The organism is Burkholderia sp. NRF60-BP8 (assembly GCF_001522585.2).
Lineage (GTDB): Bacteria > Pseudomonadota > Gammaproteobacteria > Burkholderiales > Burkholderiaceae > Burkholderia.
Map to the genome: position 1 here is coordinate 2,864,812 of NZ_CP013373.1, position 19,115 is coordinate 2,883,926.

General features: G+C 67.6%; 16 protein-coding genes, 1 tRNA gene and 1 pseudogene. 12 read left to right on the plus strand and 6 right to left on the minus strand.

All coding sequences use genetic code 11. From position 1 onward, the window contains the following. The first annotated feature begins 78 nt into the window (after positions 1-78). The 3 genes from WS54_RS26865 (at position 79) to WS54_RS26875 (ending at position 3,776) form a co-directional block, all read left to right on the plus strand. Positions 79-155: transfer RNA gene (locus WS54_RS26865), tRNA-Met, on the plus strand. Positions 156-532: 377 nt separating this feature from the next. After that, positions 533-2,860 (plus strand): hypothetical protein, encoded by a 2,328-nt coding sequence (locus tag WS54_RS26870; RefSeq protein WP_159086707.1) that lies wholly within the window; start codon positions 533-535, stop codon positions 2,858-2,860. Between the two features lie 142 nt (positions 2,861-3,002). Then, positions 3,003-3,776, plus strand: coding sequence for a hypothetical protein (locus tag WS54_RS26875; RefSeq protein WP_059780544.1), 774 nt, complete (start codon positions 3,003-3,005; stop codon positions 3,774-3,776). Positions 3,777-3,873: 97 nt separating this feature from the next. On the opposite strand, the gene WS54_RS26880 is transcribed toward WS54_RS26875, so the two are convergent. Both WS54_RS26880 and WS54_RS26885 read right to left on the minus strand, forming a co-directional pair. Next, positions 3,874-4,845, minus strand: a complete 972-nt coding sequence (locus WS54_RS26880) for a LysR family transcriptional regulator (protein ID WP_034208303.1) — start codon at positions 4,843-4,845, stop codon at positions 3,874-3,876. Between the two features lie 175 nt (positions 4,846-5,020). Beyond that, complete coding sequence (locus tag WS54_RS26885; protein ID WP_034208304.1) at positions 5,021-5,995, minus strand: GlxA family transcriptional regulator; 975 nt, start codon at positions 5,993-5,995, stop codon at positions 5,021-5,023. 118 nt (positions 5,996-6,113) lie between these two features. Between WS54_RS26885 and WS54_RS26890 the strand changes: the two genes are divergently transcribed. The 4 genes and pseudogenes from WS54_RS26890 (at position 6,114) to WS54_RS26905 (ending at position 10,688) form a co-directional block, all read left to right on the plus strand. Further along, positions 6,114-6,797 (plus strand): DJ-1/PfpI family protein, encoded by a 684-nt coding sequence (locus WS54_RS26890; RefSeq protein WP_059780543.1) that lies wholly within the window; start codon positions 6,114-6,116, stop codon positions 6,795-6,797. 59 nt (positions 6,798-6,856) lie between these two features. Beyond that, positions 6,857-7,168: a cupin gene (locus tag WS54_RS26895; protein WP_034208306.1), complete on the plus strand. Its 312-nt coding sequence runs from the start codon at positions 6,857-6,859 to the stop codon at positions 7,166-7,168. A gap of 30 nt (positions 7,169-7,198) precedes the next feature. Continuing rightward, positions 7,199-7,336 (plus strand): annotated as a pseudogene (locus WS54_RS34300) (LysR family transcriptional regulator); the annotation flags it as partial. 244 nt (positions 7,337-7,580) lie between these two features. Next, positions 7,581-10,688: a transglycosylase domain-containing protein gene (locus tag WS54_RS26905; protein WP_059780542.1), complete on the plus strand. Its 3,108-nt coding sequence runs from the start codon at positions 7,581-7,583 to the stop codon at positions 10,686-10,688. Positions 10,689-10,721: 33 nt separating this feature from the next. Here the strand turns inward: WS54_RS26905 and WS54_RS26910 are convergent, their stop codons facing one another. Then, a complete protein-coding gene (locus tag WS54_RS26910; RefSeq protein ID WP_059780541.1) occupies positions 10,722-11,069 on the minus strand; it encodes a GFA family protein in 348 nt (115 codons plus the stop codon). Between the two features lie 148 nt (positions 11,070-11,217). On the opposite strand from WS54_RS26910, the gene WS54_RS26915 reads away from it, so the two are divergent. Then, positions 11,218-11,463 carry a DUF1272 domain-containing protein gene (locus WS54_RS26915; protein ID WP_059780572.1) on the plus strand — a complete coding sequence of 82 codons (246 nt, stop codon included), beginning with the start codon at positions 11,218-11,220 and terminating at the stop codon, positions 11,461-11,463. Between the two features lie 28 nt (positions 11,464-11,491). On the opposite strand, the gene WS54_RS26920 is transcribed toward WS54_RS26915, so the two are convergent. Next, positions 11,492-12,175: a FadR/GntR family transcriptional regulator gene (locus WS54_RS26920; protein ID WP_034208310.1), complete on the minus strand. Its 684-nt coding sequence runs from the start codon at positions 12,173-12,175 to the stop codon at positions 11,492-11,494. 146 nt (positions 12,176-12,321) lie between these two features. On the opposite strand from WS54_RS26920, the gene dgoD reads away from it, so the two are divergent. Next, positions 12,322-13,470 (plus strand): galactonate dehydratase, encoded by a 1,149-nt coding sequence (dgoD, locus tag WS54_RS26925; RefSeq protein WP_059780571.1) that lies wholly within the window; start codon positions 12,322-12,324, stop codon positions 13,468-13,470. A gap of 175 nt (positions 13,471-13,645) precedes the next feature. On the opposite strand, the gene WS54_RS26930 is transcribed toward dgoD, so the two are convergent. Beyond that, entirely contained in the window at positions 13,646-14,578 is a 933-nt protein-coding gene (locus WS54_RS26930; RefSeq protein WP_034208312.1) for a CopD family protein, read from the minus strand. Positions 14,579-14,956: 378 nt separating this feature from the next. On the opposite strand from WS54_RS26930, the gene WS54_RS26935 reads away from it, so the two are divergent. From WS54_RS26935 to WS54_RS26945, 3 genes are all read left to right on the plus strand, one after another. Then, complete coding sequence (locus tag WS54_RS26935; protein WP_034208313.1) at positions 14,957-15,721, plus strand: c-type cytochrome; 765 nt, start codon at positions 14,957-14,959, stop codon at positions 15,719-15,721. A gap of 19 nt (positions 15,722-15,740) precedes the next feature. Then, positions 15,741-17,039 (plus strand): c-type cytochrome, encoded by a 1,299-nt coding sequence (locus WS54_RS26940; protein WP_034208314.1) that lies wholly within the window; start codon positions 15,741-15,743, stop codon positions 17,037-17,039. 137 nt (positions 17,040-17,176) lie between these two features. Next, positions 17,177-18,613, plus strand: a complete 1,437-nt coding sequence (locus WS54_RS26945; RefSeq protein WP_034208315.1) for a DEAD/DEAH box helicase — start codon at positions 17,177-17,179, stop codon at positions 18,611-18,613. Here WS54_RS26945 and WS54_RS26950 read toward each other — a convergent pair. Then, complete coding sequence (locus WS54_RS26950; protein WP_034208316.1) at positions 18,607-19,113, minus strand: hypothetical protein; 507 nt, start codon at positions 19,111-19,113, stop codon at positions 18,607-18,609. The genes WS54_RS26945 and WS54_RS26950 overlap by 7 nt on opposite strands. Positions 19,114-19,115: the final 2 nt, after the last annotated feature.

Sequence of the window (19,115 nt, forward strand, 5' to 3'; positions counted from 1 at the left end):
GTCGCCGGCAACTTTTTTCGGGAAAGACGGAAAAAGGTATTGACAGCCGTCCGGCCGATCGACATAATTCAAGTCTTCGGCGAATTAGCTCAGTCGGTTAGAGCGACGGAATCATAATCCGCAGGTCCGGGGTTCGAATCCCTGATTCGCCACCAAATGCGAAAAGCCGCTGTTTCGAAAGGAACAGCGGCTTTTTTCATTGCCGCATGCTTCAACGCCGCCCTCATCTGTCGATGAACGCCCAAAGGCACGATCGCGCGCGTCCGGTCTAGCGGGTTCCGGAATCGCGATGCGCATATCTGCATCGACCGGCATGAACCGTTCTGGCGTGCCGTGACCTCCATCCACGACCCGTTTCCTTCCCCAAGTTTGTCGCTCCCGCGGCGCGATCGTCGACCAGGCGGCCCTCCACCGGCGTCTGCAGGCGACGAGCGAGATCGCGAACCGCACAGCCCGTGAACCGGACACCATGAAATTCGTTCGAGACCGATGTGCGACTCGTACTCGCCGATACGGGCAATCCAGATCGTCGATGCCGGCATACGGCGATACCAAAGCGACCGAAATTTTAATAGCGCGCGTGATGGCGGCCGCATGCCACGCCACGAGCACGAAGCCGCGCTTAGAATCGGAACCTCCCAATATCCGCCGCATCCGGGCAAAAACTGTGAAAAACCGCCTCGCATGCTTCCTACTGGGCCTGATCGGTGCAACGATTCCGCTCGCCTGCTCGGCCGCCCCTATGCCGGCCACCACCGTCGACGGCATGCAGTGGCGATTCGTGCAGTTGCATAACACCGGGCACGACGATGACTACGAGGTCGCCGCCCGTCGCGATGAACAGGTTCTGGTCTGGGACAACGGCAAGAACCGGCAAGCGTATGCGGGAACCGTGTACCTGCTGGTATCCGCCCCGTTCGATCAGGTGCAGCCGCGGGTGCAGGGCGTGCTGCAACGGACGAGCCCCGTGACGGGCCGTGTCGACAACTGGCAGTTGCAGAACTTGCCGCCCCCGTGGGACAAGGTGCTGTTGTCGCGCCGGCCGGACCTCCGTACGGCCATCGCCGAACAGGCGGTCATGCCGAAGCTGCAGCAGGCGCTGCAACAAGGTGCCATCACCCGTCCTGAACTGGACTGGCGCATGGATCATGCTCGTGCGCGCGTCGACCGGCTGTCCCAGGGCTCCCGCGTGCCTGCGCTTCAGGCCACCTATACGTACTGGGATGCTCGCCAGGATCACAGCGACGGCATCACCGGTCAGTACCGGAGCACGCTGTTCGTCAGGGTGCAGGATGCAAGCGCCATCTTCGGGCATCCGGCGACGATCGTTCAGTTCGGTCGCAGCGATACCCGGCCCAATCCCGACTACAGCCTGTGGAAGGCACTGACGCTGCAGGACCTGGACGTGTTCAGCGGCAACCGGACCCAGTCCAGCCGGACGGGCATATCGGTCGTCCCGGCCGACGTGTTCACGGCATTGACCGATGCGCTGTCCGCGATGCCGGGCAAGCTGGAAATCGCCGTGTCGCCGGCCGCATGGCAGTTGCCCTCGACACCGTCGATACCGGCCCCTGCGATCAACCTGGCGGTACCGGACCCAAGTGCCCCGGTGCTGAAGCCCCGGCTCATCCGCTGGGACACATTGGTGACCGATCCGTCTCAACGCACGCTGCTGTATCCGCATGACATCCTCGGCCTGCCGGACGGCAGCATGCTGTTCAGCGCCCAGGTGAGCGACAACCGCGGCTGGAACGAGTACGTATGGCGGCTGCACGAAGTCGATGGTGCATTGCGTGCGGACGAGGTCTGGCGAGGCAAATCCGGCCCGCGACGCATGATGATCAACGGCGACGGCAGCGCCGTCTGGTTCGACGGCCAGCCGGACACCGACGGCAAGCCATGCCTGTACCGCTATGACGTCACGAGCCGCAAGGTCGATCGTCATGAAATCGTCTGGCCGAACGAAACCAGCTGGCGTGACTATCAGATGAGCGATCTGCACTGGATCCTCGCAGACGATCTGCCGGCCAATTTCCGGCACGACATCCGGCATGGCGAGCAGGCGTCCAACCCGCTCGGCTCCGAGTACCTGACCGTGCAGCGGCCGGCGTCGGCGCCATCGGGTACCGACGATCCATGGCCATTCGTCACCACGCTGTCGGCAGTACGCCAGTCGCTGATGGACGACATCAACGGCGGCGGCAATCCACTGATCTGGCCGGTACGCTGGCGACCTTCCGGGAGCTACTGGACGGAGGATCCGCAGGGGCTCGCCGAACTGGATGCCCGTACCGGCCGCACGCTGCGTGCGATCGCGCTGCCCCAGCGCTTCGGCTCGCCGGATCCCGACAACGCCACCGGCATCGCACAATGGGTACCCGAGCCGCTCGGCTCGCCGCAGGGTCAATGGATTGCGACCGGCTTCGTGCTGCTGCTCGACGACGACGGCAGCATGCCGCCGCCGGTCAAGTACCCCGGCCCGAAACGCGCCCGCTTCGTCGGCATGCACGTCGTGGATCTCAAGAGCGGTCACGTGCTGTCGGCGCTGCTTGGCCCTGCCGACGACTTCAAGGCCGCCGCGCGTTCGGCGAACGGGCGCTTCCTTGCGATGGGCACGACCTCGACCGCGGGCAGCAGGACGCACCGTGTCGCGCTCTGGGAGGTCGCACAGGGCCGGACGCCCGTGCAGCTCGACGCGTCGTCGTTACCGACGGACAACGAGATCCGCGCGCTGGCCTTTTCGTGGGACGGTTCGGCACTGTGGGCGCTGGGCACGCACGAACTGCTGCTGTGGCAATTGCCCGCTGCGCTGCGCGATCGCGCGACGCGACGCGCTGTGCCGGATCAATCCCGCAATTGAGGCGATGATCTCACCCGGCGAGCGGCGCCGGCTTCCGCCATCTGCGAAAATCGGCATCGCGTTCGACCGCCCGGGCCGCCGTTGACTCCCATGGCCGAAATCCGCCGTTGCCGAATCGACAATGACAATAACCGAGGGCTAGATGAAGGACCGTAACGAATCGACAAGCGACAAGCGCCGTGGACGCGCGAGACGACGCTGGCTGATGGCCGGTGTCGCAGGCGCGGCGGCCGTGCTGATTGGCATGCGCGTCATTCCTGCGCGAGACGACCTGGACAAAAGCAAGATCGACGCGATCCTGAAGGTCGCGCTCGCGGACAAGAACACCGTTCCGACCGACGCCTGCGTCAGCCTGGCCGGCGCCGAACTTCCCGCTGACGTCAACGCGAAGGATTTGCTGAGAGTCGATGGCGTGGTGAGAAAAGACGTGCAGGCATTGATCGACCGCGGCCTGATTACCGTGAAATTCAATGCAGGCAAAGGGCGGCCGACCGTGAGGAACCCGGACTACGAGTCGCGCGACACCCATGTCCCGTTGAGCCATATCGCTCTAACCCCGTTCGGAAAGACGTTCTACCGGTATCGGGAATTCGAAACGACCGACGGATCGGTTCCCGGTGGGCGGGCGCTACACATGGTGAACTTGTTCTGTGCACACGTGACCTACGGTGGCGTCGCGAAATTCATGGAGCCTTCCAAGAACCCGTTCGACGACAATCCGCACCTGGTCTCGTGGGTCAATTTCCGATGGAAACCGGATCGGCAAGCGACACCGTGGCTAACCGATCCGGATCTCCTGGACGCCCTGTCGTTCTATCCCGAGCAGGACGGCTGGGCGAACCGGGGAATTCTGCTCGAACGGGACGACAACGGACATTGGGCGCTCGGCGACAATCCATACACGATCCGCTGGTAGGCGCGGCATAAGACGTGGCGGCTTGGCGCCCGACGATCGACGGGATGAGGCAATTCACGGCATGCCTCATCGCTTTCGTCCATACCCGGTCGCCACCTTACGCCGCCACCACCTTTTTCTGCGGCTTCGCTTGCACCCCCACCTTCCCCCGCCAATTCTCCCCACCCTCCAGCGCCGGCGTCGACTCGAACACCTCCGCGATCCAGTCGGCGAACACGCGCACCTTCTGCGACAGATGCCGGTTGTGCGGATACACGATCGAGATCGGCTTCGGCTTCGGATTGCAGTCCGGCAGCACCTCGACCAGCGAGCCGTCGAGCAGGTTCGGCAGCACCATGAACAGCGTCGGCTGGATCATCCCGAAGCCTTCGAGCCCGCACGTCACGTAGGCATCCGAATCGTTGACCGTGACGCTGCCGTTCATCCGCACCTCGAACGGCTTGCCGTCGATCATGAACACCCACGGAATCGCCCGCGCACCGTGGCTCGAACGGAAATTCACCGCATGATGATCGACGAGATCGGCAATCTCGTTCGGCTCGCCGTGACGGGCGAGGTAATCGGGCGACGCGCACGTCACGCGCTTCAGCATCCCGATGCGCCGCGCGACCATTGACGAATCCTCGAGCGGCCCGACCCGGATCATGCAGTCGATGCCTTCCTCGACCGGATCGACGTAGCGGTCGGACAGCCCCAGTTCGAGCGTGATGTCCGGATAGCGCTGCCGGAAGATCGACAGCGACGGCAGCACGATGCGGCGCCCGAGCGAACTGGGCATGTGGACGCGCAGCACGCCGCTCGGCTTGCGGTTGCCGGCCTGGAAGCTCGCGTCGGCCTCGGCGATCTCCGCGATGATCTTCATGCAATGCTCGTAGTACGCGGCGCCCTCCGGCGTCAGCGACAGCCGGCGCGTCGTCCGGTGCATCAGGCGCACGCCGAGCAGCGCCTCGAGATTCTGGATGATGGTCGTCACCGACGCACGCGGCATCGCAAGCGTGTCAGCCGCCCGCGTGAAGCTGTTCGCGTCGACCACGCGGGTAAAAACTTCCATTGCCTGGATGCGGTCCATGCTGCTTCCCCCTTCGAATCGCCAACGGAACAGAATAGAGCGCGCGGCGGGCGCGGCACAAGCCCCCGCCCATTGTTCTCCGATCCTGAATAGTTTCGACGCTTCGGACTGGAAACCGACCGATTTCCGTTCAGTTCCGGGCGCCGCCGCGCCGGCCCCGCTCAGCCGCCGTACGTTACCGCACGAACCGCTCGCGATACGCCTGCGGCGACACGCCGAGCACGCGCACGAAACTGCGCCGCAGCGTCTCCTCGGAACCGAAGCCGCAACGCCCGGCAATCCGCTTGACGGGCCACGCCGTTTCGCCGAGCAGGCGTTGCGCCGCCTCGACGCGGATCTGCTCGACCGCGCGCGCGGGCGTGCGGCCGGTCTCCGCGCGATAGTGGCGCACGAAGCTGCGCTCGCTCATGCTCACGCGTTCGGCGAGCGCGGGCACCGACAGGTCGGCCGTCAGGTGCTCGGCCATCCATGCGTGCAGTTCGCCGAACCGGTCGGCGGTGCGCTGCATCGACAGCATCGTGCTGAACTGCGCCTGCCCGCCCGGGCGCTTCAGGAACACGACGAGTTCGCGCGCGACGTCGAGCGCGGTCGCCCGCCCGAGATCCTCCTCGACCAGCGCGAGCGCGAGATCGATGCCGGCCGTCACGCCGGCCGACGTCCACAGCGCGCCTTCGCGGATGAAGATCGGGTCCGGCTCGACGCGCACGTTCGGGTAGCGCGCCGCGAATTCGTCGCAGCGCGCCCAATGCGTGACCGCGCGCCGCCCGTCGAGCAAGCCGGCCTCGGCGAGCAGGAACGCGCCGGTGCAGACCGACGCCACGCGCCGTGCGCGTCCGGCCTGCTGCCGCACCCACCGCACCACCTGCGCATCCTTCGACGCCGCATGCACGCCCTTGCCGCCGGCGACGATCAGCGTATCCGGATGGCGCGCGGCCGCGCGCAGCGACTCGGCCATCACGACGAGGCCCGACGAGGTCTCGACGGGCCCCGCTTCGACGGCCACGACGCGCGGCGCATACGGCGCCGGCTGCCCGCGCTCCAGCGCGAGCTCGTTGACCGACGCGAACACCTGCAGCGGCCCCGTCACGTCGAGCAGTTGCGCACGGGCAAACGCGAGGATCAGGATCGAACGCGGGGCGGCGGCAGGCATGGCGATTGGCTGAAAACGTGGGTGATATGGCAATTTCGCCAAACACTACGCGCCTAGAATCGATCTGTCCATCCCGTGCCGAACGGCGCACGTTCCCTTCCCCTCACGGAGCCTTCGCATGACCCTGCATATCGGCCTTCTCGTCTTTCCCGGCGTCCAGCAACTCGACCTCACCGGCCCGCACGACGTGCTCGCGTCGCTGCCCGACGCGGCCGTCCATCTGGTGTGGAAGTCGCGCGACGCGGTCGCGTCGAGCAGCGGCCTCGCGCTCGCGCCGACCTGCACGTTCGACGACTGCCCGCCGCTCGACGTGATCTGCATCCCGGGCGGGATCGGCATCAACGAACTGCTGCTCGATGCCGAAACGATCGCGTTCGTGCAACGGCGCGCGGCCACCGCGCGCTACGTGACGTCGGTCTGCACGGGCTCGCTGCTGCTCGGCGTGGCCGGCCTGCTGCGCGGGCGGCGCGCGACGACGCACTGGCGGTTCCACGCGCTGCTCGAACCGCTGGGTGCGATCCCCGTGCGCGAGCGCGTCGTGCGCGACGGCAACCTTGTCACGGGCGGCGGCGTGACGGCCGGCATCGATTTCGCGCTGACGATCGCCGCCGAGCTGGTCGGCGATGAAGAAGCGCAGGCGATCCAGCTGCAGCTCGAATACGCGCCCGCGCCGCCGTTCGACGCCGGCTCGCCCGACACCGCGCCGGCCGCGGTCGTGGCGCGCGTCACCGAGCGTTCGGCGGCCGGCTTCGCGAAGCGCAAGCAGATCGTCGAGCAGGCGCTGCGCGCCACGTCGCGCTGAATGCGGATGGCGGAAAAATCACGGAAAAACGGCGCACACGCGTGCTGGAGCACACATCGATGAACATCATCCGGAGCACCGCATTCACGGCGGACCGCGCGTGGGGCGCCCTCGACATCGCGAATCTGAACGGCATCACGGTGCGGCTGCACTGGACCGACCAGCCCTATCGCTGGCATGTGAACGACGGCGAGGAGGTGTTCGCGGTGCTCGATGGCCGCGTCGAGATGCGCTATCGCGACGCAGGCGTCGAGCACGCGACGGTGCTCGAAACGGGCGACCTCTTCCACGCGACGGTCGGCACCGAGCACGTCGCGCATCCGCTCGGCGTCGCACGCATCCTCGTGATCGAGACCGAAGGCAGCGTCTGACGGCAGGCGCGCGCGCATCGATGCCGCGACGACGGCCGGCTGCTCGCGCTGCTGCCCGGCTATCGGCTCGAGTCCCTCGAGATGAACGTCGCGTACCCGAGCCGCCGGCACTTTCCGCGCAAGGCCCGGCTTTTCGTCGATCACCTGATCGACCATTTCGTCAGTTGAATGAACGACGAAATCGCGCACCATTTTTCACGCCGACTCGCCGTCGCCCGCCCGACCCTCGCATCGCCGGGACGGCCCGCCGACAGGCACTCGACGGCCACAGGCCCGTCGCTCGCCCGGGATGGGCACGCCTGTTGCGCCGGCGCATCTCGGTAGTCGACGCCCTTGGCAGCCCGCCGCGGAGGACTACACTAATCCTTAATGGGGTGCGGCCGGATAACCGCGCCCTCAGGGAGACGCCGCCATGAATCGGCCGCTGAATCGCATCCTGCCGCGCGTGACCGGTCCGGCATCGGTCTGGACATGGGTCAAGTGGTCTTTGCTCGCCGCATTGCTGATCGCGGTGGCGATCGTCGCGCGGCTCGTGCAGACCGAGATCGAAACGTCCCGGCTGCAGGCGCACTACCTGTCCGAGCTCGCCCGCGACGTCGGCTACACGGTCGAAGCGGGGCCGAGCGATCACATCCGCTTCCCCGCCGACGGCCCGTACGACCGGCGCTTCGGCTACGCGATGATTCCCGCATTCCAGCAGCGGCTGCTCGCACGCGGCTTCGTCGTCAGCGAACAGGCGCGCGATTCGCAGCGGATGCTGTCGCTCGGCCAGCGCGGGCTGTTTCTCCCTTACGAAGAGAAAGACCAGACGGGCCTGATGCTGTTCGATTCGACCGGCTCGCCGCTGTTCGCGACCGTGTTTCCGCAGCGCGTCTATGCCGACTTCGACACGGTGCCGCGCGTGATCGTCGATTCGCTGCTGTTCATCGAGGATCGCTACCTGCTCGATGCGAACGAACCGAACCGCAACCCGGCGATCGACTGGGGGCGCTTCGGCCGCGCGCTCGCCGACCAGGCGCTGCACGTCGTCAACCGTCACCAGGCGCGCCCGGGCGGCAGCACGCTCGCGACGCAGATCGAGAAGTTCCGCCATTCGCCCGAGGGCCGCACCGCGACGCCGCCCGAGAAGCTGCGGCAGATCGCCTCCGCGTCGGTACGCGCCTACCTGAACGGCCCGCAGACGATGCTCGCGCGCCGCACGATCGTCGTGCGCTACCTGAACTCGGTGCCGCTCGCCGCGCGGCCGCACGTGGGCGAAATCACCGGCATCGGCGACGGTCTGGCCGCGTGGTACGGGCGCGACTTCAACGACGTGAACCGCGTGCTGTCCGCGCCGACGACCGGCGACAACGTCGACCAGCAGGGCAAGACGTTCCGCGAGGTGTTGTCGCTGCTGATCGCGCAGCGCGCGCCGTCGTACTTCCTCAACCGCGGCTATCCGGCGCTGCAGAAGCTGACCGACAGCTACCTGCGGCTGCTGTCGAACGGCGGTGTGATCTCGCCCGCGCTGCGCGACGCCGCGCTCGCCGCGCAGATCGAACGCAGCGCGCCGCCGGCCGCCGCGCGCGTGCAGTCGTTCGTGTCGCGCAAGGCCGTGACGTCCGCGCGCGCGTCGTTGCTGTCGGCACTCGGCATCGGCGACCTGTACCAGCTCGACCAGCTCGACCTGCAAGCCACCAGCACCCTCGACAACGGCGTGCAGCAGGCGGTCGCCCAGCGGCTTGCGCAGGCGTCGACGCGCGAAGGCGCGCAGGCCGCCGGCCTGTACGGTTTCGAGATGCTCGCGCCGAAGGACGACCCGTCGCATCTCACGTACAGCTTCACGCTGTACGAACACCGCAACGGCGCGAACCTGCTGCGCGTGCAGACCGACAGCGTGAACCAGCCGTTCGACGTGAATCGCGGCGGCCGCATCAACCTCGGCTCGACCGCGAAGCTGCGCACGCTGATCACGTACCTGCAGATCGTGGCCGACCTGCATGCGCGCTATGCGAACCTGTCGAACGCGGAGCTGGCGCGCGTGAAGCCCGATCCGATCGACGGGCTGTCGCGCTGGGCGCTCGACTACCTGTCGCATACGCACGACCGCTCGCTGCAGGCGATGCTCGATGCGGCCGTCGAACGCAAGTATTCGGCGAGCCCGGACGTGTTCTACACGGGCGGCGGCGCGCAGGTGTTCTCCAACTTCGAGAAGTCGGACAACGGCCGCATCATGACGCTGCACGCGGCGTTCGAGCACTCGGTGAACCTCGTGTTCGTGCGGCTGATGCGCGACATCGTCCACTACGAGACGCTGCAGGCGGCCGGCCCGTCGTCGTCGTGGCTCGGCGATCCCGCGCAGCGCCAGCATTACCTCCAGCAATTCGTCGACGGCGAAAGCCAGGTGTACGTGAAGCGCTACTACACGCGCTATGCGGGCAAGGCGCCCGACGACGCGCTCGCGCTGATGCTGCGCGACGTACGCAAGTCGCCGCCGAAGATCGCGACGGTGCTGCGCAGCGTCGCGCCGAACGAATCGCTCGCGTGGTTCGATGCGCAGATGCGCGCGCAACTGAAAGGCACGCCGGCCGCGACGCTGTCCGACGACGATCTCGCCGCGCTCTATGCGAAGTACGCGATCGACCGCTTCAACCTCAACGACCGCGGCTATATCGCGAGCGTCCATCCGCTCGCGCTGTGGACGCTCAACTACCTGCGCGCGCACCCGGGCGCAGCGCTCGCCGACGTTCAGCGCGACAGCCGCGATGCGCGTTTCTACACGTATTCGTGGCTGTACAAGACCCGCTACCACGCGACGCAGGACCGGCGTATCCGCCGCATGGTCGAGCTGCGCGCGTATGCGGAAATCACGAAGTCGTGGCGCGCGCTCGGCTACCCGTTCGCGGAAGTAACGCCGTCCTATGCGGCCGCGATCGGCGCATCGGGCGACCAGCCCGACGCGCTCGCGAAATTGATCGGCCTGATCGCGAACGGCGGCCGGAAGGCGCCGACCGAGACGATCACGCGGCTCGATTTCGCGAAAGGCACGCCGTACGAAACCCGCTTCGTCCGCGCGGCCGCGCAGCCGCAGCCGATGCTGGCGCCGGAGATCGTCAACGTCGCGCACACGCTGCTGCGCGACGTCGTGCTCCACGGCACCGCGCGCCGCCTCGCGGGCGGGCTCACGCTGCCGGACGGCAAGACGCTCGACGTGTACGGCAAGACGGGGACGGGCGACCAGCGTTTCAACGTCTATGCGCGCGGCGCGCGGCTGATCGAGTCGCGCAAGGTCAATCGCAGCGGCACCTTCGTGTTCGCGATCGGCGACCGGTTCTTCGGCGTGCTGACGGCGACCGCGCACGAGCCGTATGCGGCGCGCTACGACTTCACGAGCGCGATGGCCGTGCAGTTGCTGAAGTCGATGGCGCCCGCGCTCGCGCCGCTGATCGAACGCCCGGCCGACGCCGGCACGCGCACCGCCGGGCCCGCACCGCAGGCGGAAACATCCGCGCCGAACGCGGCCGCCGTGCAACCGTCCTGAACCGATTGCGACGCGCCCGCGCCGGCGCGCCGCTCAGCGCGAGCGGCCGTCGTAGTGCGTGACGGGCAGCGCGTCGAGGTCGACGCCCTCGAGGCAGCGCACGTTGATCGCGGCCATCGCGGTGCCGTCCGGGTGGACGCCTTCGCCGAACGCATGAATCCCGCAGCGCTTGCAGAAGCGATGCCGGATCACGTGCTGGTTGAACATGTAGGTCGCCAGATTCTCGTCCGGCGTCAGCAGCTTCATGCGGTCGCGCGGCACGAACCACATCAGCGCACCCTTGCGCCGGCAGATCGAGCAGTTGCACGCCATCACGCCCTGCAGGTCGCCTTGCGCGTCGAACGTCACGTCTCCGCAGTGACAGCTTCCGCGATAAAGCATGGTCGTCTCCCGGTGCGGCCCGTGCGCGTCGCCGGCGCCCGGGCGGGACGCCGTTGGCCGGGCCGATCCAAACGCGTACAGTAGCGCTCGCATGCGCCGCACGCAATGTCCGGGCGGCGCCCATCCGTCACCGACCCAGGAGACCGTCATGCTCGAACTGCGCCCCGGCTGCGAATGCTGCGACAAGGACTTGCCGCCCGATTCGGCGGAAGCGCGCATCTGTACATTCGAGTGCACGTTTTGCGCGACCTGCGCGGACGACGTGCTGAAGGGCCGCTGCCCGAACTGCGGCGGCGACCTGGTCGCGCGCCCGCGGCGACCGGCGAGCCTGCTCGCGAAGTACCCGGCGTCGACGGAACGCATCCACAAGCCGGGCGGCTGCGCGAACGCCTGACGGCGCGACACCGGCCGCCCCGCTCCCGTCACGACGCTTCGATGCGCGCGCGCGTCACCGCGAGCAGCGTCGCCATCGCGCGGCGCGCGCCGTCCTCGTCGCGCACGCGGATCGCGTCGCTGACGGCCGTATGCTCGGCAAGCGACGCGTTGTACACGTCCGCCCGACGCGCGTTCAGTTGCAGTTGTGCCTCGAGCGTGCGATCGATCAGCGCACCGAGCGGCACCAGCAGTTCGTTGCCGCCGGCCTCCAGCACGCTCAGGTGAAAGCGCAGGTCGGCGCGTACCCATTCGTCGACGTTGCGCGCGGCGGCCATCGCGCGCGCCGCGCCCTCGATCGCGTCGAACGCGTCGGGCGTATGCGTGCGCGCGGCCAGCGCAGCCGCGTACGGCTCGATCATCTCGCGCATCTCCTGCAGCTTCAGCGCGAACGCGAGCGGCGGCGCGACGCGCGCATACCAGTCGAGCAGATCGGCATCGAGCAGGTTCCACGCACGGCGCGGCCGCACGCGCGTGCCGACTTTCGGCCGCGATTCGACCAACCCCTTCGACGTCAGCGTGCGCAACGCCTCGCGCATCACCGTGCGGCTCACGCCGTACATCTCCATCAGGTCGGGTTCCCTCGGCAGCAGCGATTCGGGCGGATAGTCGCCGCGCAGGATCGCGGTCGCGAGCCGGAAGGCCGTCTGTCCATGCAGGTCGCGTTGAATGATCGTTCTCCGTCGGGCGGGGTGCCCACTATCTGCACATTAATGCTATTAATACTATTTTTTATTCGACTACGCTAGGATAACCGCGAAAGCACGGATCGCGCGCCGCGTTCGCACGGCCGCACCGGTCAATCATGGAGACCCGCGTCATGAAAATCACCCGCCTCGAAACTTTCGTCGTCCCGCCCCGCTGGCTGTTCCTCAAGATCGAAACCGACGAGGGCATCGTCGGCTGGGGCGAGCCGGTCGTCGAAGGCCGCGCGCACACGGTCGAGGCCGCCGTGCACGAACTGGCCGACTACCTCGTCGGCCGCGACCCGCGCTTGATCGAAGATCACTGGCAGGTGATGTACCGCGCGGGCTTCTACCGCGGCGGCCCGATCATGATGAGCGCGATCGCGGGCGTCGACCAGGCGCTGTGGGACATCAAGGGCAAGCATCACGGCGTGCCGGTGCACGCGCTGCTGGGCGGCCAGGTGCGCGACCGCATCAAGGTGTATTCGTGGATCGGCGGCGACCGGCCGAGCGACGTCGCGAACAATGCGCGCGCGGTCGTCGAGCGCGGCTTCAAGGCCGTGAAGATGAACGGTTCCGAAGAGCTGCAGATCGTCGACACCTACGACAAGGTCGAGCAGGTGATCGCGAACGTCGCGGCGGTGCGCGACGCGGTCGGCCCGCACGTGGGAATCGGCGTCGACTTCCACGGCCGCGTGCACAAGCCGATGGCGAAGGTGCTCGCGAAGGAACTCGATCCGTACAAGCTGATGTTCATCGAGGAGCCGGTGCTGTCGGAGAACGCCGAGGCGCTGCGCGACATCGTCAACCAGACCGACACGCCGATCGCGCTCGGCGAACGGCTGTACTCGCGCTGGGACTTCAAGCACATCCTCGCGGGCGGCTACGTCGACATCATCCAGCCGGACGCATCGCACGCGGGCGGCATCACCGAATGCCGCAAGATCGCGACGCTCGCGGAAAGCTACGACGTCGCGCTCGCGCTGCACTGCCCGCTCGGGCCCATCGCGCTCGCCGCGTGCCTGCAGCTCGACGCGGTCAGCTACAACGCGTTCATCCAGGAGCAGAGCCTCGGCATCCACTACAACCAGGGCAACGACCTGCTCGACTACCTGCGCAACCCGGAAGTGTTCCGCTACGAAGACGGCTTCGTCGCGATCCCGCAGGGCCCGGGGCTCGGCATCGACGTGAACGAGGAAAAGGTGCGCGAGATGGCGAAGACCGGCCATCGCTGGCGCAACCCGGTGTGGCGCCACGCGGACGGCAGCGTCGCCGAGTGGTGAGTGCGATGCGGATCGCGCGCGGCTGCGGCCGGCGCGGTACGCATCGACTTGAGTACGGCCGCCCGATGAACTGACAGGCGGCCGTTTTTACATGCGCGGCGAGCATGCCATGCATGGTGCACGCCCTTCGCGTCCCTGCATCGCGCTCTTGCATTGCGCCGCGTAGAAGCTTCCGTCAGCCGAGCGCCGCGAACCCCGGCACGCTGAACGACAGCACGGCCGCCGCGACGAATACGCCGATCATCGTCATCCCTTCGAGATGCAGGATGTTGCGGAACGTGTGCGCGTCTTCGGTCGATGCGGTGCGGCGCAGGCGCGGCAGCGCCGAGAAGCGGTTGAGCCCGCCGAGCACGAGCGCGAGCGCGACGAGCAGCAGCTTCAGCAGCAACACGCGCCCCCACGTGCTGCCGTCGAGCGGCGCGAGCGAGCCGCCGAGCCCGCGGATCGCGTTGAGCACGCCGGTGCCGAGCACGAAGACGACCGCGACGATCGACGTACGCGACAGCTGCTGGCCGATGCGGATCAGCGCGCCGCGCGCGACCGACGAGCCCAGCGCCGGCAGCACCGCGAGCCCACCCGCGAGCACGAGGCCGCCCCATACGGCGGTGGCCAGCAGGTGCAGCGTCTGCACGCCGACCGCCGCGGACAGCACGCCGCTATCGGCCGCATGGCCGAGCGACGCCTTGCCGGCCGCGACCACGATCACCGCGAGCCACAGCACCGCATGCGCGAGCGGACCGTCCGGCTTCGCGAGCGCGACGATCGCGAGCACCACCGCGCCGGCGAACGCGACGCTCCACGCGAAGCCCGTATGCGTCTGCATCAGCATGACGGGTATCGCGGCGAACGCGCCGCCGAGCCCCGCGCCGCTCATCGCCGCGGCCTCGTAGACGAGCCAGCCGAGATCGGCGAGCACCAGCGCCAGCGCCGCCGCGACCAGCGAATGTTGCGCACGCAGCCATGCGGGGTGCGACGGCGCGACGACCGGCCGCGCGCCGTCCTTGCCGAGCCACGCCTTGAGCAGCGCCGAGCCGACCGCCATCGCGAACGCCGCGTCCATCAGCGCCGCGAGCGCGACCTGACCGATCCACAAGCTGTCGAACTTCATCGCGCATGCCCTCCCGCAAGCGGCAGGCCGGCAGTGCGGCGGCAACGGGACGGACGGCGTGAGGCAGGCAACGGCACGGTAAGAAACGTCATCGATGAATCCGGAAACGGGAGAAATGACTGGACCTGCGGCGGAGGCGGCGCCGCGCGACCCGCGAGTGTACGGTCTTCGAGGGTGAAAGCGCACGCCGGTTCACTCGCGCGCGGCGCAATGCGCGTCAAATTGTCGCAAGTCGCAAACAGACAGGAACCGATGTCCTTTCGTCAAATAGCCGTCATTACCCATCGATGATAGAATGCCGCGTCGCAGCAGCCCGGCTGTCCTGCCGTCCATGCGCCGAGCCGATCGTAGCCCGGACAAGGTCCCCGACGAATAATCATGGAGTCTCGTGTGTCTTCAAGACGCCTCTTCCGTCCGCTGCTCGCCGTTCTGATGATCGGCGGCGCGGGCCTTACGAGCGCTGCCCAAGCGCAGACCAAGCCCACGGAGCAAGCGCACGCCCAGCAGGCGCCGCTCAAGGCACCCGATACCATGGCCGAGCGCGTGCGCGGCTGTACCGCATGCCACGGCGTTCACGGCCAGGGCACGGACAACGACTATTTCCCGCGGCTTGCCGGCAAGCCGGCTGAGTACCTGTACAACCAGCTCGTCAACTTCCGTGACGGCCGGCGCAAGTACCCGCCGATGAATTACCTGCTGACGTACCTGAACGACGACTACCTACGCGAAATCGCCGAGCACTTCTCGGCCGAGCGTCCGCCGTACCCGACGCCGGCGAAGCCGACGCTGCCGGCCGCGACGCTCGCACGCGGCAAGCAGCTCGTCACGCAGGGCGACCCGTCCCGCAAGCTGCCGGCCTGCGTGGCCTGCCACGGCGCAGGGCTGACCGGCATGCAGCCGGCGATCCCGGGCCTCGTCGGCCTGCACGCCGATTACCTGAGCGCGCAGCTCGGCGCATGGCGCTCGGGCAACCGCCACGCGAAGGCGCCCGATTGCATGCACGACATCGCCGCGAAGCTTTCCGACGAAGACGTGACGGCCGTGACCGCATGGCTCGCCGCGCAACCGGCGCCCGCCAACCCCGTGCCGGCTCCGGCGCGTTCGATGAAGACTCCGCTCGCCTGCGGCAGCGAACCGCAATAAGGCAAGGGAGACAGACACAATGAAACGCAAGTCCCTGTTTGCACTCTCGGCCGTCGCGATCATCGCGGCCGCCGCCCTCGTGCCGGTTCTGTGGCCGGGCAACGACACGCTGCACGGCGCCGCCGCCGTCGCGGCCACGCCGGCCGACCAGGCCGCGCTGATCAAGAAGGGCGAATACCTCGCGCGCGTCGGCGACTGTATCGCGTGCCACACCGTGCGCGGCGGCAAGCCGTTCGCGGGCGGCCTGCCGATGGCGACGCCGTTCGGCACGATGTACACGCCGAACATCACGCCGGACGACAAGGACGGCATCGGCAAGTGGACGTCGGACGACTTCTACCGCGCGATGCACACCGGCCGTTCGAAGGACGGCAGCCTGCTCTATCCGGGCTTCCCGTTCGCGAGCTACACGAAGGTCACGCGCGCCGATTCGGACGCGATCTACGCGTACCTGCGCTCGGTGGCGCCGGTGTCGGTGCCGAGCCGTCCGCACGAACTGAAGTTCCCGTTCAACAACCGCAACCTGCTGATCGGCTGGCGCACGCTGTTCTTCAAGGAAGGCGAGTACAAGCCGGATCCGACGAAGTCGGTCGAATGGAATCGCGGCGCGTATCTCGTCGAAGGCCTCGGCCACTGCTCGATGTGCCACACGTCGATCAACATGATGGGCGGCCCGGTGAACTCGTCGGCATTCGCCGGCGGCCTGATCCCGCTGCAGAACTGGTATGCGCCGTCGCTGACGAACGACAAGGAACTCGGCCTCGGCGACTGGCACGTGCAGGAGCTGTCCGACCTGCTGCAAGCCGGCGTGTCGCAGAAGGGCGCGGTGTTCGGCCCGATGGCGGACGTGGTCCACAACAGCCTGCAGTACATGACCGACGAAGATACGCGCGCGATGTCGACGTACCTGAAGTCGATCCCGCAGAAGGCCGAAGCCCCGAAGAACATGCAGTACGAGCCGTCGAAGCAGTTCGGCAACGCGCTGTTCGACCAGGGCAAGAAGATCTACGCGGACAACTGCGCGACCTGCCACGCCGAAAACGGCGCCGGCAAGCCGCCGGCCTATCCGCCGCTCGCGGGCAACCACTCGATCATGATGGAATCGGCCGTCAACCCGATCCGCATGGTGCTGAATGGCGGCTACCCGCCGAGCACGTTCAAGAATCCGCGTCCGTACGGGATGCCGCCGTTCGCACAGTCGCTGTCGAACCAGGAAGTCGCGGCGGTCGTCACGTATATCCGGATGTCTTGGGGTAACAACGGTACGCCGATCTCGCCGCAACAGGTGAGCGATCTGCGTTCCGCGCCGCTCGACTAAGAAGCGGCTCACACACACGGGGCGCGGCTGCGGGAAACCGCGGCCGCGCCCTTTTGCTTTTTGGCTGTTTTGCGATGCAGGTTTGCCGCGCGGGCCGCGCGACGCATCGCCGATCATAAAACTCAAGAGTGGTATCTATGTCTTTCGAATCTCTCGGCTTGGCCGAACCGCTGGTCAAGGCGGTCAACGAGCTCGGCTACACGTCGCCGACCCCGATCCAGCAGCAGGCGATCCCGGCCGTCCTCGGCGGCGGCGACCTGCTCGCCGGCGCACAGACCGGCACCGGCAAGACCGCCGGCTTCACGCTGCCGATCCTGCAACGCCTGCACACGTTCTATGCCGAGCACCGCGGCGCGAAGCGCGCGGTGCGCGCACTGATCCTCACGCCGACGCGCGAACTCGCCGCCCAGGTCGAGGAAAGCGTGCGCGCGTACAGCAAGTACCTGAAGCTGCGCTCGACCGTAATGTTCGGCGGCGTCAGCATCAATCCGCAGATCGATGCGCTCAAGCGCGGTGTCGACATCGTCGTCGCGACGCCGGGGCGCCTGCTCGACCACATGCAGCAGAAGACCATCGACCTGTCGGATCTCGACATCCTCGTGCTCGACGAAGCCGACCGGATGCTCGACATGGGCTTCATCCACGACATCAAGCGCGTGCTCGCGAAGCTGCCGCCACAGCGCCAGAACCTGCTGTTCTCGGCCACCTTCTCCGACGAGATCAAGGCGCTTGCCGACAGCCTGCTCGACTCGCCCGCGCTGATCGAGGTCGCCCGCCGCAACACGACCGCCGAGAGCGTCGCGCAGAAGATTCACCCGGTCGACCGCGACCGCAAGCGCGAGCTGCTCACGCACCTGATCCGCGAACACAACTGGTTCCAGGTGCTCGTGTTCACGCGCACCAAGCACGGTGCGAACCGGCTGGCGGAGCAACTGACGAAGGACGGCATCAGCGCGATGGCGATCCACGGCAACAAGAGCCAGTCGGCCCGGACGCGCGCGCTGGCCGAGTTCAAGAACAGCACGCTGCAGGTGCTCGTCGCGACCGATATCGCCGCGCGCGGGATCGACATCGACCAGTTGCCGCACGTCGTCAACTTCGACCTGCCGAACGTGCCCGAGGATTACGTGCACCGGATCGGCCGCACGGGCCGCGCGGGCGCGACCGGCGAAGCCGTGTCGCTCGTGTGCGTCGACGAGAAGCTGCTGCTGCGCGACATCGAGCGGCTGATCAAGCGCGAGATCCCGCAGGAAGTGATCGCGGGCTTCGAACCCGATCCGAACGCGAAGCCGGAGCCGATCCAGCAGCGCCGCGGGCAACAGCAACCGCGCGGCGGTGGCGGCAATCGCCCGCCGCGTGGCGGCGGCTCAGGCCAGCCCGCCGCGAAACGCGACGGCAACGCGCAACCGAAGGCGGCACCGCAGAAGGCCGCGAAGCCGCGCACGCAAGGCGGTGCCGGTGGTAACGGCGGCGGACGTCCGGCGGCCGGCGGCAACGGCGCCCGGCCGGCGAGCGGCAACGCCGCGCACGCGAACCGCAACCGTTCGTCGCGCAGCGGCCAGCGCGGTCACTGAAGCCGCGCGGCCGCGCGCCGCAGGTGCTCGATCTGGCGCTGCCAGCGTGCGAGCACCGCGACGCGCTCCCCTTCCAGCGTGAACGTGACACCCGTCGCGAGACGCGCATAGCCGACCCGCTGCGCATCGCCGTGCGCGATCGTCGCAGCGAATCCGGCCAGTCCGCCGAAGTCTCCGTCGAGCGGCGCCATCTGCAGTTGCGCCTGAAAGAACGCACCGTCCGCGACGAGCGTCAACGCGGCCGTGCGCCGTTGCGCGATCGCGCGCGCCGCTCGCGACTGCGGCCAGAGCGCGATCAGCAGCGTGCGCGCATCGCGTGCATAGATCTCGCCGACGCCGAGCAGCGTCGTGCGCAACTGGCCGTCGTCGGTCGCGACGATCAGCGACGCGGCGATATCGGCATGACGTTCGAGTGCGGTGCCGTCGAACAACGACACGACGGCGGACGGCCACGCGTCGAACGTCCATTGTTCGAGCGCGTGGCGATGGGTATCGGTCATGA